Origin of the sequence: Isoptericola sp. NPDC056134, assembly GCF_042264825.1 — a bacterium.
GTDB lineage: Bacteria > Actinomycetota > Actinomycetes > Actinomycetales > Cellulomonadaceae > Isoptericola > Isoptericola nanjingensis.
In genome coordinates, this window is record NZ_JBHJVM010000013.1 from 111759 (window position 1) to 127856 (window position 16098).

Genomic DNA, 16098 nt, shown 5'->3' on the forward strand with positions numbered 1-16098 from the left:
GGTCGAGACTAACCCTGGCGCGAGGCGCCGTCCTCGTCGTCGGGCATGAGGTCGGGCAGGTCGTCGAGCGCGCGCCGCACCTCGCGGACGATCCGGGCCATCGCGGCCTCGGCGGCGTCGGGGTCGTGCTCGGCCACCGCCCGGGCGACCGCCTCGTGCTGGTCGAGGGCCTCGGGCGCGGGGGAGGGCGGCATGAGGCCGAGGTGGGTCCGCCCGGCGAGGACCTCGGCGACGACGTCGGCCAGCGGGCCGAACATCTCGTTGCCGCTGGAGCGCAGCAGCAGCTCGTGCATGCGGACGTCGAGGGCGAGGAACTCGGTGAGGTCGCCCGCCTCGCCGAGGGTGCGCATCCGGCGGGCGAGGTCCACGAGCTCGCCGCGCACCTGGGGGGTGGCGTGGCGGGCGGCGCCGGCGGCGGCGAGGGGCTCGACCGCGTGCCGCAGCTCGGTGAGGCTGCGCAGCTGCGCGTCGCGGCCGGGGCCCTGCAGCCGCCACCGGATGACGCGCGGGTCGAGCACGTTCCAGTCCTCCATGCCGAGGACCACGAGGCCGACCCGGCGCCGCGAGCGCACCATCCCGAGGCCCTCGAGCATCCGCATCACCTCGCGCGCCACGGTCCGCGAGACGCCGTGCTCGGCGCCGATCCCGTCGAGCGTGAGGGGGGTGCCCGGGGGGACGTCTCCGCTGGTGATCGCGCGGCCGAGCGCGTCGAGCACTCCGGCGTGCAGGGACGGTGACGACATGGGCGGAGCCTATCGACGTGGGGTCGGGCGAGCCATTGGTGTGACCAGTCTTGTCAAAGGTAGTACCAATGAGGCATCCTCGGACGACGCGGCGACGCAGCAGTCGCCGCGGGGCCCGCCCCGGCGGGTCGCCGACCGAACAGGGAAGTCGAGATGGACACTGTCGTCATGAACGCCACCGGTGACGGGCGCGCCGCGAGCGCGCCGCGGTCTCCGGTCGCCGGGCACCTCGTCGTCATGGGCGTCGCCAGCTCGGGCAAGACCACGATCGCCGGGATGCTCGCCGAGCGCCTCGGCGTCGACGTCGCCGAGGCCGACGAGTTCCACCCCCAGGCGAACATCGACAAGATGTCGGCCGGCACGCCCCTCACCGACGCCGACCGGGCCCCCTGGCTCGCCGCCATCCGCGACTGGCTGACCGGGGAGACCGACAGCGGCCGGTCCGCCGTCGTGACCTGCTCGGCGCTCAAGCGCTCCTATCGCGACGTCCTGCGCGGCGCGCACGGCCGGGTGCGGTTCGTCCACCTCGACGGCACCCCCGAGCTCCTCGCCGACCGGATGGCGCACCGCAGCGGGCACTTCATGCCGCCGGCGCTCCTGCCGTCCCAGCTCGCCACCCTCGAGCCGCTCGACGACGACGAGGACGGCATCAGGATCGATGTCGCGGCCGCGCCGGAGGAGATCGTCGACTCCGTGCTCGCCTGGCTCGCCGACCGGGCCTGACCCGCCGGACCCACCCCGTACGACCGTCGACGAGGACTTCGCCATGCCCTTCTCCCTGCCCTCTGCCATGCCCTTCGCCATGCCCTTCGCCATGCCCTTCGCCATGCCCTTCGCCCTGCCGGCCGCCGCGCCCACCGACGACTGGACCCAGACGCTCACGGCCGGGCCGCTGCTCGCCATCGCCGCCGGAGCCGTCGCGCTCCTGCTCCTGCTCATCATCAAGGTGCGCCTGCACGCGTTCCTCGCGCTCGTGCTCGTCAGCCTGCTCACCGCGGTGGCCGCCGGGCTGCCCGCCGGCGGCGTCCTGGACGTCCTGCTGGACGGCTTCGGCTCGACCCTCGCGTCCGTGGCGCTGCTCGTCGGGCTCGGCGCGATGCTGGGCCGCCTGATCGAGACCAGCGGCGGCGCGAAGGTGATGACCGACGTGCTCATCGCGCGGTTCGGCGAGAAGCGCGCCCCGCTGGCCCTCGGCGTCGCGTCGCTGATCTTCGGCTTCCCGATCTTCTTCGACGCCGGCCTCGTCGTGATGCTGCCGATCGTGTTCGCGGTGGCCCACCGCCTCGGCGGGTCGCTGCTGCTGTACGGCCTGCCCGTGGCCGGCGCGTTCTCGGTCATGCACATCTACGTGCCGCCGCACCCCGGCCCCGTCGCCGCGTCCGAGTTCCTCGGGGCGAACGTCGGCATGGTCCTGCTCCTCGGGCTGATCATCGCGATCCCCACCTGGTACGTGACCGCCTACCTCTTCGGCCGGTTCGCGGGCCGCCGGATCGAGCTGCCGGTGCCGGCGATCCTCGGCCGCGCCGACGCCGCGCAGATCGCGAACCCGCCGCGCTTCGGCACGGTCGTCGGCATCCTGCTGCTCCCGCTCGTCCTGATCTTCGCCAACACCGGGCTGGAGACCGCGGTCTCCGCGGGCTGGGTCGCCGCCGAGAGCCCGGTCGTGACCTGGGCGGGCGTCGTCGGCTCGACACCCGTCGCGCTGCTGGTCGCCGTCCTCGTGGCGGCCTGGGCGCTCGGCCGTCGCCGCGGCGTCGAGAGCACCGTGCTCGAGCAGACGCTCGACTCGGCGCTGGGGCCCGTCTGCTCCGTCATCCTCATCACGGGCGCCGGCGGCATGTTCGGCGGCGTGCTGCGCGCGTCGGGCATCGGCGACGCCCTCGCCGACGTCCTCGCCGACCTGGGCCTTCCCGTCATCGTCGCCGGCTTCGTCATCGCCGCGGTCCTGCGGGTGGCGCAGGGCTCCGCCACCGTGGCGCTCACGACGGCGGCCGGGCTCATCGCCCCGGCCGTGGCCGCCGGCGGGTTCAGCCAGCTCGCGACGGCCGCGATCGTCGTCGCGGTGGCGGCCGGGTCCGTCGTGCTCAGCCACGTCAACGACTCGGGGTTCTGGCTCGTGGGCCGGTTCTTCGACATGGACGTGAAGACCACGCTGCGCACCTGGACCGTCATGGAGACGGCGATCGGCGTGATGGGCTTCGGGATCGCCTGCGTGGCGTTCGCGCTGGCCTGAGGGCCGGCGCCCGCGCCGCTCAGCCCGCCGTGACCGACGACGACGGGCGCAGGTGCTCCACCGCCTCGACGCACTGCCGGGCGATGGCGAGCTCCTCCATCGTGGGGATCACCATCACCAGCGTGGACGTCCAGTCGGGGGAGATGATGCGCTCGTCGCGCCGCGACGCGGCGTTGCGCTCCGGGTCGACGGCGATGCCCATGCCCTCGAGGCCGTCGCAGACGGCGGCGCGCACGGCGGCGTCGTTCTCGCCGACGCCCGCGGTGAACGCGATGACGTCCACCCGCCCCAGCAGCGCGGCGTAGGCGCCCACGTACTTCTTCAGGCGGTGGACGTAGACGTCGAACGCGAGCGCGGCCGCCTCGTCGCCGTCGTCGATGAGGCGCCGCAGCTCGCGGAAGTCGTTCACGCCCGAGAGGCCGAGCATCCCCGAGCGCTTGTTGAGCAGCGTGTCGAGCTCGTCGATGCCCAGCTCGGCGTTGCGGGCCAGGTGGAAGACGACGGCCGGGTCGATGTCGCCCGACCGGGTGCCCATCACGAGGCCCTCCAACGGTGTCAGGCCCATGGAGGTGTCGATCGGGACGCCGCCCGCCACCGCCGACGCGGACGCGCCGTTGCCCAGGTGCAGCACGATCGTGTGCAGGTCCTGCACCCGGCGGCCCAGCACCCGCGCCACCTTGCCCGCCACGTACTGGTGGCTGGTGCCGTGGAAGCCGTACCGGCGCACGTCGTACTCCTTGGCCACCTCCCGGTCGATGGCGTAGGTGTACGCCTCGGCGGGCAGCGCGGAGAAGAAGGCCGTGTCGAAGACGGCGACGTGCGGGACGTCGGACAGCAGCTCGCGCGCCACCCGGATGCCCTGCACGTTGGCCGGGTTGTGCAGGGGCGCGAGCGGGACGAGGGCGTCGATGCGCGCCACGACGTCGTCGTCCACCACGACCGGCCCCGAGAACTCCGCGCCGCCGTGCACCACCCGGTGCCCGACGGCGTAGATGCCGGCGTCCGCCAGGCGCGGGCCGATCTCGTCGAACAGGCCCAGCGCGATCCGCAGCGCCTCGCCGTGGTCCGGCACCTCGAGCTCGCGGCGGGTCCTGTTGCCTGCGAACGTGTGCGTGACGATGCCGGACGCCTCGCCGATCCGCTCGATCGTGCCCGCCGCGATCGCCTCCCCGCCGACGGGGTTGACCAGCTGGTACTTGAGCGACGACGAGCCCGAGTTCAGCACCAGCACGGACCCGTGCGCCCCGTACGCGCTGTACGGGGTGGGGCGCTCGGCCTCGGGGACGATGCTCATGCGGTGGCCTCCTGTGCCTGTGCCCCGAACGACTGGGCCTGGATCGCCGTGATGGCGACGGTGTTGACGATGTCCGCGACCAGCGCGCCGCGCGACAGGTCGTTGACCGGCTTGTTCAGCCCCTGCAGCACGGGGCCGACGGCGACGGCCCCGGCCGAGCGCTGCACGGCCTTGTACGTGTTGTTGCCCGTGTTGAGGTCGGGGAAGACGAACACCGTCGCCTGCCCTGCGACCGACGACTCCGGCAGCTTCGACTTCGCGACCGACGCGTCCACGGCGGCGTCGTACTGGATCGGCCCCTCCACGGACAGGTCGGGCCGGCGCTCGCGGACCAGCCCGGTCGCGGTGCGCACCTTGTCGACGTCCGCGCCCGAGCCGGACGTGCCCGTCGAGTACGACAGCATCGCGACCTTCGGGTCGACGCCGAACTGCGCCGCCGTCGCCGACGACGAGATGGCGATGTCCGCGAGCTGCTCCGCCGTCGGGTCGGGGATCACGGCGCAGTCGCCGTACACGAGCACCCGGTCCTGCAGGCACATGAGGAACACCGACGACACCACGGAGACGCCCGGCTGCGTCTTGACGATCTCGAACGAGGGCCGGATGGTGTGCGCCGTGGTGTGCGCGGCGCCCGAGACCATCCCGTCCGCGAGCCCGAGGTGCACCATCATCGTGCCGAAGTACGACACGTCGGTGACGATCTCCTTGGCCCGCTCCACCGTCATGCCCTTGTGCGCCCGGAGCCTCGCGTACTCCGCGCTGAACGTCTCGACGTGCTCGGGGTCGGTGGGGGAGAGCACGGTGGCGGCGGCGATGTCGAGGCCCAGCTCGGCGGCGCGCGCCCGGATCGACGTCTCGTCGCCCAGGATCACCAGGTCCGCGATGCCGCGGGCCAGCACGGTCGACGCGGCGCGCAGGATGCGGTCGTCGTCGCCCTCGGGCAGCACGACGCGGCGCCGGTCGCCGCGCGCGCGCTCGATGAGCTCGTACTCGAACATCAGCGGCGTCACGACGCGCGTGCGCGGCAGGTCCAGGCGGGCCAGCAGCGCGGCGCCGTCCACGTGCTGCTCGAACAGGGCGCGCGCGACGTCGATCTTCCGTGTCGAGGCGACGGTGACGTAGCCGTGCGTCTCGGCCGCGCGGCGGGCGGCCTGGAACGTGTCGAGCGCGGTGGCCACCACGGGCACGCGCGGGCCGAGCGCCGACAGCAGCTGCGCGATCACCCCGCGCGGCACGTAGCCGCCGGTGAGCACGATGCCCGACAGGGACGGGAACGTGGCCGCGGACTGCGCCGAGAGCAGCCCGAGCAGCACGTCGGAGCGGTCGCCCGGCAGAATGACGACGGCGCCGTCGGACAGGTGGTCGAGCACGTGCTCGAACGACATCGCCCCGACGATGACCTCGAGCGCCTCGCGGCCCAGCAGGTCGGCGTCGCCGAGCATGAGCGTGCCCTCCACGGCCTCGGCCAGGCGGCCGACCGTCGGCGCGTGCAGGAACGGCTCCTCGGGGATCGTCCACACGGGCAGGTCGCCGTCGCCCACCAGCGCCGCGGCGCCCGCGGCGAGCACCCGCGGGGGGCACCGGTTCACGACGACGCCCACCGGCTGCGCGTGGTTGGCGCGCAGCTCCGACAGGCTGAGGCGCACCAGGGCGCGCACGTCCTCGGGCGAGCGCTCCCGGCCCGACGCCACCAGCAGCACCGGGGCGCCCAGGTTGGCCGCCACGCGCGCGTTGAACGCCAGCTCGGTGGCGCCCGCGACGTCGGTGTAGTCCGTGCCGACCACGACGACGGCGTCGCACCGCTCCGCGACCGCGTGGTAGCGGTCGAGGATGCGGGCGAGCGCGGCCTCCGGGTCCGCGTGAACGTCGTCGTAGGTGACGCCGACCGCGTCCTCGTACGTCAGGTCGACGCCGTCGTGCGCGAGCAGCATCTCCAGGACGTGGTCGCGCGCGGCGTCGCCCCCCGCGTCCGACGCCGGCGGCGACGGCACGCGGGAGACGGCCCGGAACACCCCGACGCGCGAGACCTGCCGGACCAGCAGGTCCAGCACGCCCAGCGCGACCGTCGACTTGCCGGTCTCGCCCTCGGGGGAGGCGATGTAGAGAGAGCGGGTCGTGCTCGTCACGCGGCGTCCCCTGTCGATCGTGCGTCCCCTGTCACTCGTTGTCGCCGCCCGTCGCCGCCGCGGCGTCGTACTGGGGCCCGCCGTTCTCGGTGCCTGTCTCGCCGACGTCCGGCCACACCCAGTCGCGCACGTCGGGGATGTCCTCGCCGTGCTCGCGGGTGTACTGCCGGGCCGCGAGCCGGGCGTCGACCATCTCCTGCCGCAGGCCCGCGTACCGCGAGCGCAGGGCCGGCACCCGGTCGATGACGTCGACCACGAGGTGGAACCGGTCGATGTCGTTGAGCATCGCCATGTCGAAGGGCGTCGTCGTGGTGCCCTCCTCCTTGTACCCGCGCACGTGGATGTTGGCGTGGTTGGTGCGCCGGTACGTGAGGCGGTGGATGAGCCACGGGTAGCCGTGGTAGTTGAAGATCACCGGCTTGTCGGCCGTGAACAGCGTGTCGAAGTCCTTGTCGGACAGGCCGTGCGGGTGCTCCTTCTCGTCCTGCAGCCGCATGAGGTCGACGACGTTCACGACCCGGACCTTGAGGTCCGGGATGCGGTGGCGCAGGATGTCGGCCGCCGCGAGCACCTCGAGCGTGGGCACGTCGCCCGCGGCGCCGAGCACGACGTCCGGGTCCTCCCCCTCCACCTCGGTGCCGGCCCACTCCCAGATGCCCAGGCCGCGCGTGGAGTGCGCGACCGCCTGCTCCATCGTGAGGAACTGCGGCGCCGGCTGCTTGCCCGCCACGACGACGTTCACGTACTGGCGCGAGCGCAGGCAGTGGTCGTAGGTGGACAGCAGGGTGTTCGCGTCCGGCGGCAGGTACACGCGGACGATCTCGGCCTTCTTGTTCACGACGTGGTCGATGAAACCAGGGTCCTGGTGGCTGAAGCCGTTGTGGTCCTGGCGCCACACGTGGCTGGAGAGCAGGTAGTTGAGGCTCGCGATCGGCCTCCGCCACGGGATGTGGTTGGTGACCTTGAGCCACTTGGCGTGCTGGTTGAACATCGAGTCGACGATGTGGATGAAGGCCTCGTAGCTGGTGAACAGGCCGTGCCGCCCGGTGAGCAGGTAGCCCTCCAGCCAGCCCTGGCACTGGTGCTCGCTCAGCTGCTCCATCACCCGGCCGGCGCGGACGAGGTGCTCGTCGACCTCCGGCGAGAAGTACTCGGCGTTCCACTGCTTGCCGGTGACGTCGAACGTGGCCTGCAGGCGGTTGGACGCCGTCTCGTCCGGGCCGAAGATCCGGAAGTTGTCCGGGTTGCGGCGGATCACCTCGGTGAGGAACTGGCCCAGCACTCGCGGCGCCTCCACCGCACCGGCTCCCGGCGCGGGGACGTCGACGGCGAAGTCGCGGAAGTCGGGCAGGCGCAGGTCGCGCAGCAGCACGCCGCCGTTCGCGTGCGGGTTGGCACTCATGCGCAGCTCGCCGGGCGGGGCCAGCTCGCGGATGTCGTCGAGGATGCGGCCGTCGTCGTCGAAGAGCTCCTCGGCCCGGTACGACTTGAGCCACGTCTCCAGCACCTGGAGGTGCTCGGGCGTGTCCCGCGCGCTCGCGAGCGGCACCTGGTGCGCGCGCCACGAGCCCACCGTCTTCTTGCCGTCGATGTACTCCGGGCCCGTCCAGCCCTTCGGCGTGCGGAACACGATCATGGGCCAGGCCGGGCGCGCCATGTCCACCCCCTCGACGGCGGCCTGCGCCTTGATCGCGGCGATCTCGTCGAGCACCTCGTCCAGCACCGCGGCGAAGCGGCGGTGGATCGACTCGTGCGACTCGTCGGAGCCGTCGGCCACCTCGAACCAGTGCGGCTTGTGCCCGTACCCGACCATGAGCGACTCGAGCTCGTCGCGGCCGATGCGGTCGAGGATCGTGGGGTTCGCGATCTTGTACCCGTTGAGGTGCAGGATCGGCAGCACGACGCCGTCCTGCGCGGGGTTGAGCAGCTTGTTCGAGTGCCAGCTCGTGGCGAGCGGGCCGGTCTCGGCTTCGCCGTCGCCCACGACCGCCGCCACCAGCAGGTCCGGGTTGTCGAACACCGCGCCGTACGCGTGCGAGAGGGCGTATCCCAGCTCGCCGCCCTCGTGGATGGACCCGGGCGTCTCGGGGGCGACGTGGCTCGGGATGCCGCCAGGGAACGAGAACTGGCGGAACAGGCGGCGCACGCCGTCGGTGTCCTCGGTGATGTCCGAGTAGAGCTCGGAGTACGTGCCGTCCAGATACGTGCTCGCGACGAGGCCGGGGCCGCCGTGGCCGGGGCCGGCGACGTAGACCGTGGACTGCTCGCGCTCCTTGATCACCCGGTTGAGGTGCGCGTACAGGAAGTTCAGGCCCGGCGTCGTGCCCCAGTGGCCCAGCAGGCGCGGCTTGACGTGGTCGCGGGTCAGCGGCTCGCGCAGCAGCGGGTTGCCGAGCAGGTAGATCTGACCGACCGACAGGTAGTTCGCCGCCCGCCACCACCGGTCGATCCGGTCGATCGTCTCGGCCGAGAGCTCGGTGCCGGCGCCGGCGCGCCACGGGGTGGGGCTGACGGTCGGGGTGGTCGTGGTGCTCATCACACGCTCCAGAGGCTCGGGGAAGGCCGGCGCCTTCATTCCACCGCACCCGGTGCGCGAATGCAGCACGACCGGCGAGGTCAGAGGGCGTGACGTCGATCTGGCGCCGTGTCAGGTGCCGGCGGCGCACGGATTCCTGGGGTGGGGCCCGGGCCGATTACGGTGGTGCCGTGCCCAGCCCCCAGCCCGCCCGCAGGTCGTTCTGGGCGGTGGCCCTCCAGCCCCGCATGATCGGGATCCTGCTCCTCTTCCTGCTCGCCGCCGCCGTGTGCGGTCGGCTCGGCGTGTGGCAGCTCGACCGCGCCTACCAGCGCGCCGAGCTCGCCGCCCAGCAGGAGGCGGCGGAGCAGGCGTCGCACGGACCCGAGGCGCTGGGCGACCTGCTCCCGCCGCAGACGTCGTTCCCCGGCGAGCTGGTCGGCACCGAGGCGTGGGTGACGGGGGAGTACGAGCCCGAGGGGCAGATGCTCGTCGCCGGGCGCGCGCTGGACGGCCGCACCGGGTACCTGGTGCTCACGCCGCTGCGCGTCACCGACGACGGCACTGGCGGTGCGTCGTGGGCGGACCTGTCCGGGCCGCCGGTCCTGCCGTTGGTGCGCGGGTGGGTGGACTCTCCCACCCCGGACGCCGCGTCGCTCGACGTCCCCGACGGCGAGGTACGCGTCACCGGCTGGCTGCAGGCGTCGGAGTCCGTGCAGGAGGGCGCCGAGCCGCTCCCCGACAACCCGGACGGCCCCCCGCTCACCGACTCCATCTCCACCGGCGCGCTGGTCAACACGTGGGGCGGGCCGATCTACTCCGGGTACGTCGTGCTCACGACGTCCGACCCCGCGCAGGCGACCGCCGCCGAGGGCGGGCCAGCCTTGCTGCCGCGCCCCGTGCTCGAGGGCAGCGACGGCGTCAACCTGCAGAACCTGTTCTACGCCCTGCAGTGGTGGGTCTTCGGGCTCTTCGCGGTGGTGCTCTGGATCCGGCTCGTGCGCGACGAGGCGGCGGGGACGAAGCGCGGCCGCACGCACGACGACTCCGACGACCCCGTCGGCACCGGCATCGCGGGTCTGCCCGGCTGACCCCCTCGTGATGTCGGGGGCGGCTGCTTGGCTGTCGGCATGGCGAGCATCGACCTCAAGCGCGAGCCGCGGTACCGCTACCGTGCGACGACGACGCCCGCGATGGTGACGGTGCCGCCCCGCCCGTTCCTCATGGTCGACGGCGAGGGCGACCCGAACACCGCGCCGGCGTACCGCGCGGCGGTCGAGACGCTGTACCCGCTCGCGTACGCGCTGCGGGCGGCGGTCAAGGCCGCCACGGGCGACGCCTACACGGTCATGCCGCTCGAGGGGCTGTGGTGGGCGGACGACATGAGCACGTTCAGCGTGGCCGCCAAGGACGAGTGGCGCTGGACGCTCATGATCAGCCTGCCGGACGCCGTCGAGCAGGTCGACGCCGCCGACGTGCTGGCGCGCGCCGTCGCCGCGAAGCGGCCCCCGGCCGGCGACCGCGTCCGCTTGGAGAGCTACGCCGAGGGCGACGCCGCGCAGGTGCTGCACCGCGGCCCGTTCGCCACCGAGCCCGCGACGATCGAACGTCTGCACGCGTTCATCGACTCCGAGAGGCGGGTGCTGCGCGGGCGGCACCACGAGATCTACCTGTCCGACCTGCGCCGCACCGCCCCGGAGAAGCTGCGCACCCTGATCCGCCAGCCCGTCGCGCCGAGGTAGTACCGAACCCGCCGAGGTAGGTCGTCGCGCTGCGAGGTAGTACCGAAATCTCCGAGGTAGTCCCCGGTCGATGCGGAAGGGGACTACCTCGGCGATTTCGGTACTACCTCGGCGCGGGGTGGACTACCTCGCGCTCAGTCGTGCTGCCAGCTGTGCCAGAGCCGGGCGTAGTCGCCGCCGGCGGCGACGAGCTCGTCGTGCGGGCCGATCTCGGTGATGCGGCCGCCGTCGACGACGGCGACGCGGTCGGCGTCGTGCGCGGTGTGCAGGCGGTGCGCGATGGCGACCACCGTGCGGCCGGTGAGCACGGCGTTGAGCGAACGCTCCAGGTGGCGGGCGGCCCGCGGGTCGAGCAGCGACGTCGCCTCGTCGAGGACGAGCGTGTGCGGGTCGAGCAGCACGAGCCGCGCGAGCGCGACCTGCTGCGCCTGCGCGGGCGTGAGCGTGTGACCGCCCGACCCGACCGCCGTCTCCAGGCCGTCGGGCAGCGCGGCCGCCCACGACGCGGCGTCGACCGCCCCGAGCGCGCCCCACAGGGCGTCGTCGGTGGCCGACGTGTCGGCCAGGCGCAGGTTCTCCGCCAGCGACCCGACGAACACGTGGTGCTCCTGGGTGACCAGCGCGACGTGGTGGCGCAGGTCCTCCAGCGGCAGCTCGACGAGCGGCACGTCGCCCACGGTGACCGAGCCGCCGGTGGGCGGGTGGATGCCCGCGAGCATGCGACCCAGCGTGGACTTGCCCGCGCCGGAAGGTCCGACGACGGCCAGCCGCTCGCCGGGGGCGAGGTCCAGGTCGATGCCGTGCAGCACGTCGTGGCCCTCGCGGTACGCGTACCGCACCGACCGGGCGCGGACGTCCTCCGACGACGGCACGGCGGTACCGGCGGTCCGGTCCGGGCCGACCAGCCCGACGCCGACGACGCGCGCCAGCGCGACGGCCGCGACCTGCAGCTCGTCGAGCCAGAACACCAGGTCGAACACCGGGCCGCCCATCTGGTGGCCGTACATCGCGATGGTCGCGACGGTGCCCACGGTGGTGAGGTCCTGAGACACGAGCCAGCCGCCCCAGAGGATGACGACGATCGGCGCGATCGCGACCGCCGCGTCCAGGGCCGGGATGAGCCGCAGGCGCAGGCCCAGGGTGTACGACTCGGCGTCGAACGCCTCGCGCAGGTCGCGGTCGATGCGCCGGCGGATGCGGGCGCCGAGGTGCAGGGCGTCGGTGGTGCGGGCGCCCTCGACGGACTCGGTGATGGAGCCGTTGATCGCGGCGTAGGCCGCCGACTCGCGCAGGTAACCCGGCGTCGCGCGCCTGAGGTACCAGCGCGTGGCCACGACGATCAGCGGGACGCCGGTGAGCAGCCCGACCGCCACGAGCGGGCTCGCGAGGAACGACGCGACCAGCGTGAGCAGGATCGTCACGACGCACACGAGCACCCGCGGCACGCCGAACCGCACGGCGTGCTGCAGCTTGTTCACGTCGTTGGTGGTGCGCGCGACGAGGTCGCCGGTGCCGGCCTTCTCCACCGTCGACAGCGGCAGCCGGGTCACGGCGTCCATGAACTCCTCGCGCAGGTCGGCGAAGACCCGCTCGCCGAAGACCATCGACAGGCGCTGCGCGTACCGCGTGATGACGGCCTGCGCGACGACGGCGCCGACGAGCACCATCGCGAGCGAGTCGACGGCGGACAGCGTGGTGCCGTCGGCGACGAGGTCGATGATCCGCCCCAGCAGGAACGGGCCCGCCAGGCCGGCCAGCGCGGCAAGGGTGTGCAGCACGGCGACGCCGCCGAGCTGGCCGCGGTGGCGCCGGAACAGGCGGCCCACCGTGCGGTTGACCTCGGCGCGGTCGGCGATCGGCAGCAGGTTGGGGTTGGTGGTGCTGCTCATCGTGCCGCTCCTTCCAGGTCGGTGTCGGTCAGCTCGTCGGACTCGTCGTCGGCGTCCTCCGCCATGCTCCGGCCGACGACGGCGCGGTACGCGGCGCCGTGGGCGTCGCGGCGGGCGAGCAGCTCGGCGTGCGTGCCGGACGCCGCGACCGTGGCGTCGTCGTCGAGCAGCACGACCTCGTCGAGGTGGTCGAGCACCAGCGGGCTCGCCGTGACGACGAGCGTGGTGCGGCCTCGACGGACCTGAGCGACCCGCTCCGCGATCCGCGCCTCGGTGTGGGCGTCCACCGCGCTGGTGGGCTCCACGAGGACGAGGATCTCCGGCTCGGTGAGCAGGGCCCGCGCGAGCGCCACGCGCTGCCGCTGGCCGCCCGACAGGGAGCGGCCCTTCTCGGGCAGCTCGCCGGCGAGGCCGCCGGGCACGCTGTCGAGGACGTCGTGCGCGTCCGCGGTGACCATCGCGGCCAGCAGGTCGGCCTCGGTGGCGCGGCCGCGCGCGTCGAGCGCCTCGCCGAGCACGCCCGAGAACAGGTGCGGCGTCGCCTCGGAGACCACGACGCGGTGGCGCAGCGCCTCCTTGTCGAGGTCGGCCAGCGGCACGCCGCCGAGCCGGACCGGCGTGCCGGCCTCGGCCTCGTCGTCGAGCCGCCCGAGCCGCGTCGCGACGCGCGCCGAGGCGTCCGGGTCCGCGCTGACGAGGCCCAGGACGCGGCCCTCGCGCAGCACCAGGCCGCTCGTCTCGTCGGCGAGCTCGGCGCCGGCGGGCGGCGCGTCCGTGGGCGTCGCGGTCGACGGCGTCGCCTCGGTGACCCGCAGCACGTCGAGGATCTTGCGCGACGAGATGACGGCACGGATGACCATCTGCAGCATCTGCGTGGCCATCTGCACCGGCCAGGCGAGGAACGCGGCGTAGCCGTAGAACGTCACGAGCTGGCCGCTGGTGATCTCGCCGCGGACGGCGGCGCGGGCGCCGAGCCACAGCACGAGCGCGGCGAGGAGCCCGGGCAGCAGCACCTGCAGGCCGTCGAGCACCGACTGCAGCACGGCGACGCGCACGCCCTGGTGCCGCACCTCCTGCGACTGGCGGGCGTAGCGGGCGGCGAACTCGTCCTCGCCGCCGATGCCGCGCAGGATGCGCAGGCCCGAGACGGTGTCCGCGCCGAGCGACGTCAGGCGGCCCGTGGCCTCGCGCTGCGTCGTCTGGCGCGACTGCAGCGGCTTGATCAGCAGGCCGAGGACGGCCGCCACCGCCGGGATGCCGAGCGCCAGCACCAGGCCGAGCTGCACGTGCTGCGACAGCATGATCACGACGACCACGACGTACGCGATCACGCCGCCGGTGAACCGGCCGGCCATGGAGAACATGTCGCCCACGCGCAGGGCGTCGTTCGCGACGGCGGAGACGACCTCGCCGGTGGGCAGCTTGCGCGTGATCGCGTGCCCCGCGCGCGAGGCCTTGTAGCCCACGAGCTGGGAGAACGACAGCGACGCCCGCACCCAGTTCTCGACGTCCCAGATGTGGTTGAAGATGCCGGCCACGACGATCACGGCGGCGGCGCCGAGCATCGCCCCGCACCACGCGAACAGGGGGCCGCCGAAGCCCTGCGACAGCCCCTCGTCGATGGCGCGACCGATGAGCAGCGGGGCCGCGGCCGACGCCAGCATCGCCACCACGCCCGCCACCAGCGACTTCGCGAGCACGTCGCGCTGACGCCACCCCTGCCAGGCCAGCAGCCGGGCGGGGGACGACAGGGGAGGGTTGCCCACGTCGGGCAAGGGAAGAGGTCGCACGAGGATCCAGCCTACGAACGCCCGCCGACACCGGGCCACGGAATAACCGCATCGTTTCGCGCCTACGATGCTGGGGTGAGCACGCCGCAGCAGACCCCCGCCCCGCAGCCCTCGTCGACTCCCGCCGGCGGCGCCAGCCAGGCCCAGGCCGAGGCCGCCATCCGCAAGGCGCGCGGCGCCCTCAAGCGCTACCGGTTCATGGCGATCCTCACCGGTGTGATGCTGCTGATCCTGTGCGTCGAGATGTTCTTCAAGTACGTGGTGCCGGTCGAGGTCGTCATCGACTACATGGGCTGGGTGCCGTTCGCGCACGGCTGGATCTACGTGGTCTACCTCGTCACGGTGCTCGACCTGTGGTCGAAGATGCGCTGGGGCTTCGGCCGGCTCGCCACGATGGTGTTCGCCGGCGTCGTGCCGGTGATGTCGTTCATCCTCGAGAAGCGCGTGCACGCCGACGCCGACGCCAAGCTCGCGGCGCTCGCGGAGCGGTACGCGGCATGACGTCGCTCGCCCCGCTCGTCGCGCCCGGCCCGGAGCTCGACGCCGCGCGCCTCGCCCGGTACGCCCGGCACCTGCCGCTGCCCGGTGTCGGGCCGGAGGGGCAGCGTCGGCTCGCCGCCGCGCGCGTGCTCGTCGTGGGGGCGGGGGGCCTCGGCAGCCCGGCCCTGCAGTACCTCGCGGCCGCCGGGGTGGGCGCGCTCGGCGTCGTGGACGACGACGTCGTGGACCTCTCCAACCTGCAGCGCCAGGTGGTGCACGGCACGGCCGACCTCGGCCGGCCCAAGGTGGAGTCGGCGCGCGACCGGCTCGCCGACCTCGCGCCCGACGTCGAGGTCGTGGCCCACCCCGCGCGCCTCACCCCCGAGAACGTGCTGGAGATCGTGGGCGGGTACGACCTCGTGCTCGACGGGGCGGACAACTTCCCGACCCGCTACCTCGTCTCCGACGCGGCCGAGATCCTCGGCGTCCCGGTCGTGTGGGGCGCCATCCACCAGTTCGACGGCCAGGTCGCCGTCTTCTGGGGCGCGCCGGTGCTGGACGACGGCGCCCGCGAGCGCGGCGTCACCTACCGCGACGTCTTCCCGGTGCCCCCGCCCCCGGGCACCGTGCCCGACTGCGCCACCGGCGGCGTGCTCGGCGCCCTGTGCGGCACCGTCGGCTCGGTCATGGCGACCGAGGCGGTCAAGCTGATCACGGGCGCGGGTACCACGCTGCTGGGCCGCATCGCCGTCTACGACGCGCTCGAGCTCTCGTGGCGCCAGCTCGCCGTCCGCCCCGACCCCACGCGCGAGCCCGTCGCTGGGCTGCTCGCCGACGACGCCGCGTACGCCGCGTTCTGCGGGCTGCCCGCCCCGGCGGGCGGGTCGGCCGACGCCGGTACCGGCACCGTGAGCAGCGGGCTCGGCCCCGCCAGCATGAGCGCCGCCGACGCCGCAGCGCTGCTCGCCGGCGACGCCCCCGTGGCGATCGTCGACGTCCGCGAGGACTGGGAGGCCCAGGCGCTCCCGGTCGCGGGGGCGCGGCTCGTGCCGAGCGGCGCGTTCTTCGGCCCGGACGGCGCGGACGTCGCGCGCGCGGAGCTGCCCGCCGACCGGCCCGTGCTGCTCGTGTGCGCCGCCGGCGCCCGCTCGGCCCGCGTCGCCGACGTCGCGCGCGCCGCCGGCGTCGACGCCCGCTCCGTCGAGGGCGGCGCCCCCGCCCTGCTCCTCGCTTCGCCGAGATAGAGAAGGCTCCTCGCCGAGATAGAGAGGGCACGGACCGTAGCG

The 16098-nt window shown here is 73.6% G+C and carries 12 protein-coding genes; 6 read left to right on the top strand and 6 right to left on the bottom strand.

The annotated features are described in order from the left end of the window. Positions 1–8 precede the first annotated feature (8 nt). Entirely contained in the window at positions 9–743 is a 735-nt protein-coding gene (locus ACFCZN_RS14090) for a FadR/GntR family transcriptional regulator (RefSeq protein ID WP_430557158.1), read from the bottom strand. Between the two features lie 168 nt (positions 744–911). Between ACFCZN_RS14090 and ACFCZN_RS14095 the strand changes: the two genes are divergently transcribed. Next, the gene (locus tag ACFCZN_RS14095) at positions 912–1466 is read left to right on the top strand and encodes a gluconokinase (protein ID WP_430557159.1); all 555 of its coding nucleotides are present in this window, start codon (positions 912–914) and stop codon (positions 1464–1466) included. Positions 1467–1569: 103 nt separating this feature from the next. Next, on the top strand, positions 1570–2976 hold the full coding sequence (locus ACFCZN_RS14100; protein WP_429765187.1) for a GntP family permease: 1407 nt from the start codon (positions 1570–1572) through the stop codon (positions 2974–2976). 19 nt (positions 2977–2995) lie between these two features. Here ACFCZN_RS14100 and ACFCZN_RS14105 read toward each other — a convergent pair whose 3' ends face one another. Genes ACFCZN_RS14105 through ACFCZN_RS14115 form a run of 3 tightly spaced genes read right to left on the bottom strand, consistent with a single transcriptional unit; the run spans position 2996 to position 8932 of the window. After that, positions 2996–4270: an acetate/propionate family kinase gene (locus tag ACFCZN_RS14105; protein ID WP_429764662.1), complete on the bottom strand. Its 1275-nt coding sequence runs from the start codon at positions 4268–4270 to the stop codon at positions 2996–2998. Beyond that, on the bottom strand, positions 4267–6396 hold the full coding sequence (pta, locus tag ACFCZN_RS14110; RefSeq protein WP_430557160.1) for a phosphate acetyltransferase: 2130 nt from the start codon (positions 6394–6396) through the stop codon (positions 4267–4269). Before pta ends, ACFCZN_RS14105 begins: the two co-directional genes overlap by 4 nt. Positions 6397–6427: 31 nt before the next feature. Next, positions 6428–8932 (bottom strand): phosphoketolase family protein, encoded by a 2505-nt coding sequence (locus ACFCZN_RS14115; RefSeq protein WP_429764660.1) that lies wholly within the window; start codon positions 8930–8932, stop codon positions 6428–6430. 170 nt (positions 8933–9102) lie between these two features. Here ACFCZN_RS14115 and ACFCZN_RS14120 point away from each other — a divergent pair, with 170 nt between their 5' ends. Next, positions 9103–10002 carry an SURF1 family protein gene (locus tag ACFCZN_RS14120; RefSeq protein ID WP_430557161.1) on the top strand — a complete coding sequence of 300 codons (900 nt, stop codon included), beginning with the start codon at positions 9103–9105 and terminating at the stop codon, positions 10000–10002. A 39-nt stretch (positions 10003–10041) separates the two neighbouring features. Further along, positions 10042–10653 carry a GyrI-like domain-containing protein gene (locus ACFCZN_RS14125; RefSeq protein WP_430557162.1) on the top strand — a complete coding sequence of 204 codons (612 nt, stop codon included), beginning with the start codon at positions 10042–10044 and terminating at the stop codon, positions 10651–10653. A gap of 134 nt (positions 10654–10787) precedes the next feature. Here ACFCZN_RS14125 and ACFCZN_RS14130 read toward each other — a convergent pair whose 3' ends face one another. Both ACFCZN_RS14130 and ACFCZN_RS14135 read right to left on the bottom strand, forming a co-directional pair. After that, entirely contained in the window at positions 10788–12542 is a 1755-nt protein-coding gene (locus ACFCZN_RS14130) for an ABC transporter ATP-binding protein (protein WP_430557163.1), read from the bottom strand. Beyond that, entirely contained in the window at positions 12539–14308 is a 1770-nt protein-coding gene (locus tag ACFCZN_RS14135; RefSeq protein WP_430557164.1) for an ABC transporter ATP-binding protein, read from the bottom strand. The genes ACFCZN_RS14130 and ACFCZN_RS14135 overlap by 4 nt, the downstream gene beginning before the upstream one ends. Before the next feature lie 99 nt (positions 14309–14407). Here ACFCZN_RS14135 and ACFCZN_RS14140 point away from each other — a divergent pair, with 99 nt between their 5' ends. After that, the gene (locus tag ACFCZN_RS14140; RefSeq protein WP_429764655.1) at positions 14408–14833 is read left to right on the top strand and encodes a DUF3817 domain-containing protein; all 426 of its coding nucleotides are present in this window, start codon (positions 14408–14410) and stop codon (positions 14831–14833) included. Further along, positions 14830–16056: a ThiF family adenylyltransferase gene (locus ACFCZN_RS14145; RefSeq protein WP_430557165.1), complete on the top strand. Its 1227-nt coding sequence runs from the start codon at positions 14830–14832 to the stop codon at positions 16054–16056. Before ACFCZN_RS14140 ends, ACFCZN_RS14145 begins: the two co-directional genes overlap by 4 nt. Positions 16057–16098 lie beyond the last annotated feature (42 nt).

What these genes read in the sequence shown, in the direction of transcription:
- ACFCZN_RS14090 (WP_430557158.1), bottom strand. Translation starts at nt 743, where the DNA reads ATGTCGTCACCGTCCCTGCACGCCGGAGTGCTCGACGCGCTCGGCCGC.
- ACFCZN_RS14095 (WP_430557159.1), top strand. Translation starts at nt 912, where the DNA reads ATGAACGCCACCGGTGACGGGCGCGCCGCGAGCGCGCCGCGGTCTCCG.
- ACFCZN_RS14100 (WP_429765187.1), top strand. Translation starts at nt 1,570, where the DNA reads ATGCCCTTCGCCCTGCCGGCCGCCGCGCCCACCGACGACTGGACCCAG.
- ACFCZN_RS14105 (WP_429764662.1), bottom strand. Translation starts at nt 4,270, where the DNA reads ATGAGCATCGTCCCCGAGGCCGAGCGCCCCACCCCGTACAGCGCGTAC.
- ACFCZN_RS14115 (WP_429764660.1), bottom strand. Translation starts at nt 8,932, where the DNA reads ATGAGCACCACGACCACCCCGACCGTCAGCCCCACCCCGTGGCGCGCC.
- ACFCZN_RS14125 (WP_430557162.1), top strand. Translation starts at nt 10,042, where the DNA reads ATGGCGAGCATCGACCTCAAGCGCGAGCCGCGGTACCGCTACCGTGCG.
- ACFCZN_RS14130 (WP_430557163.1), bottom strand. Translation starts at nt 12,542, where the DNA reads ATGAGCAGCACCACCAACCCCAACCTGCTGCCGATCGCCGACCGCGCC.
- ACFCZN_RS14145 (WP_430557165.1), top strand. Translation starts at nt 14,830, where the DNA reads ATGACGTCGCTCGCCCCGCTCGTCGCGCCCGGCCCGGAGCTCGACGCC.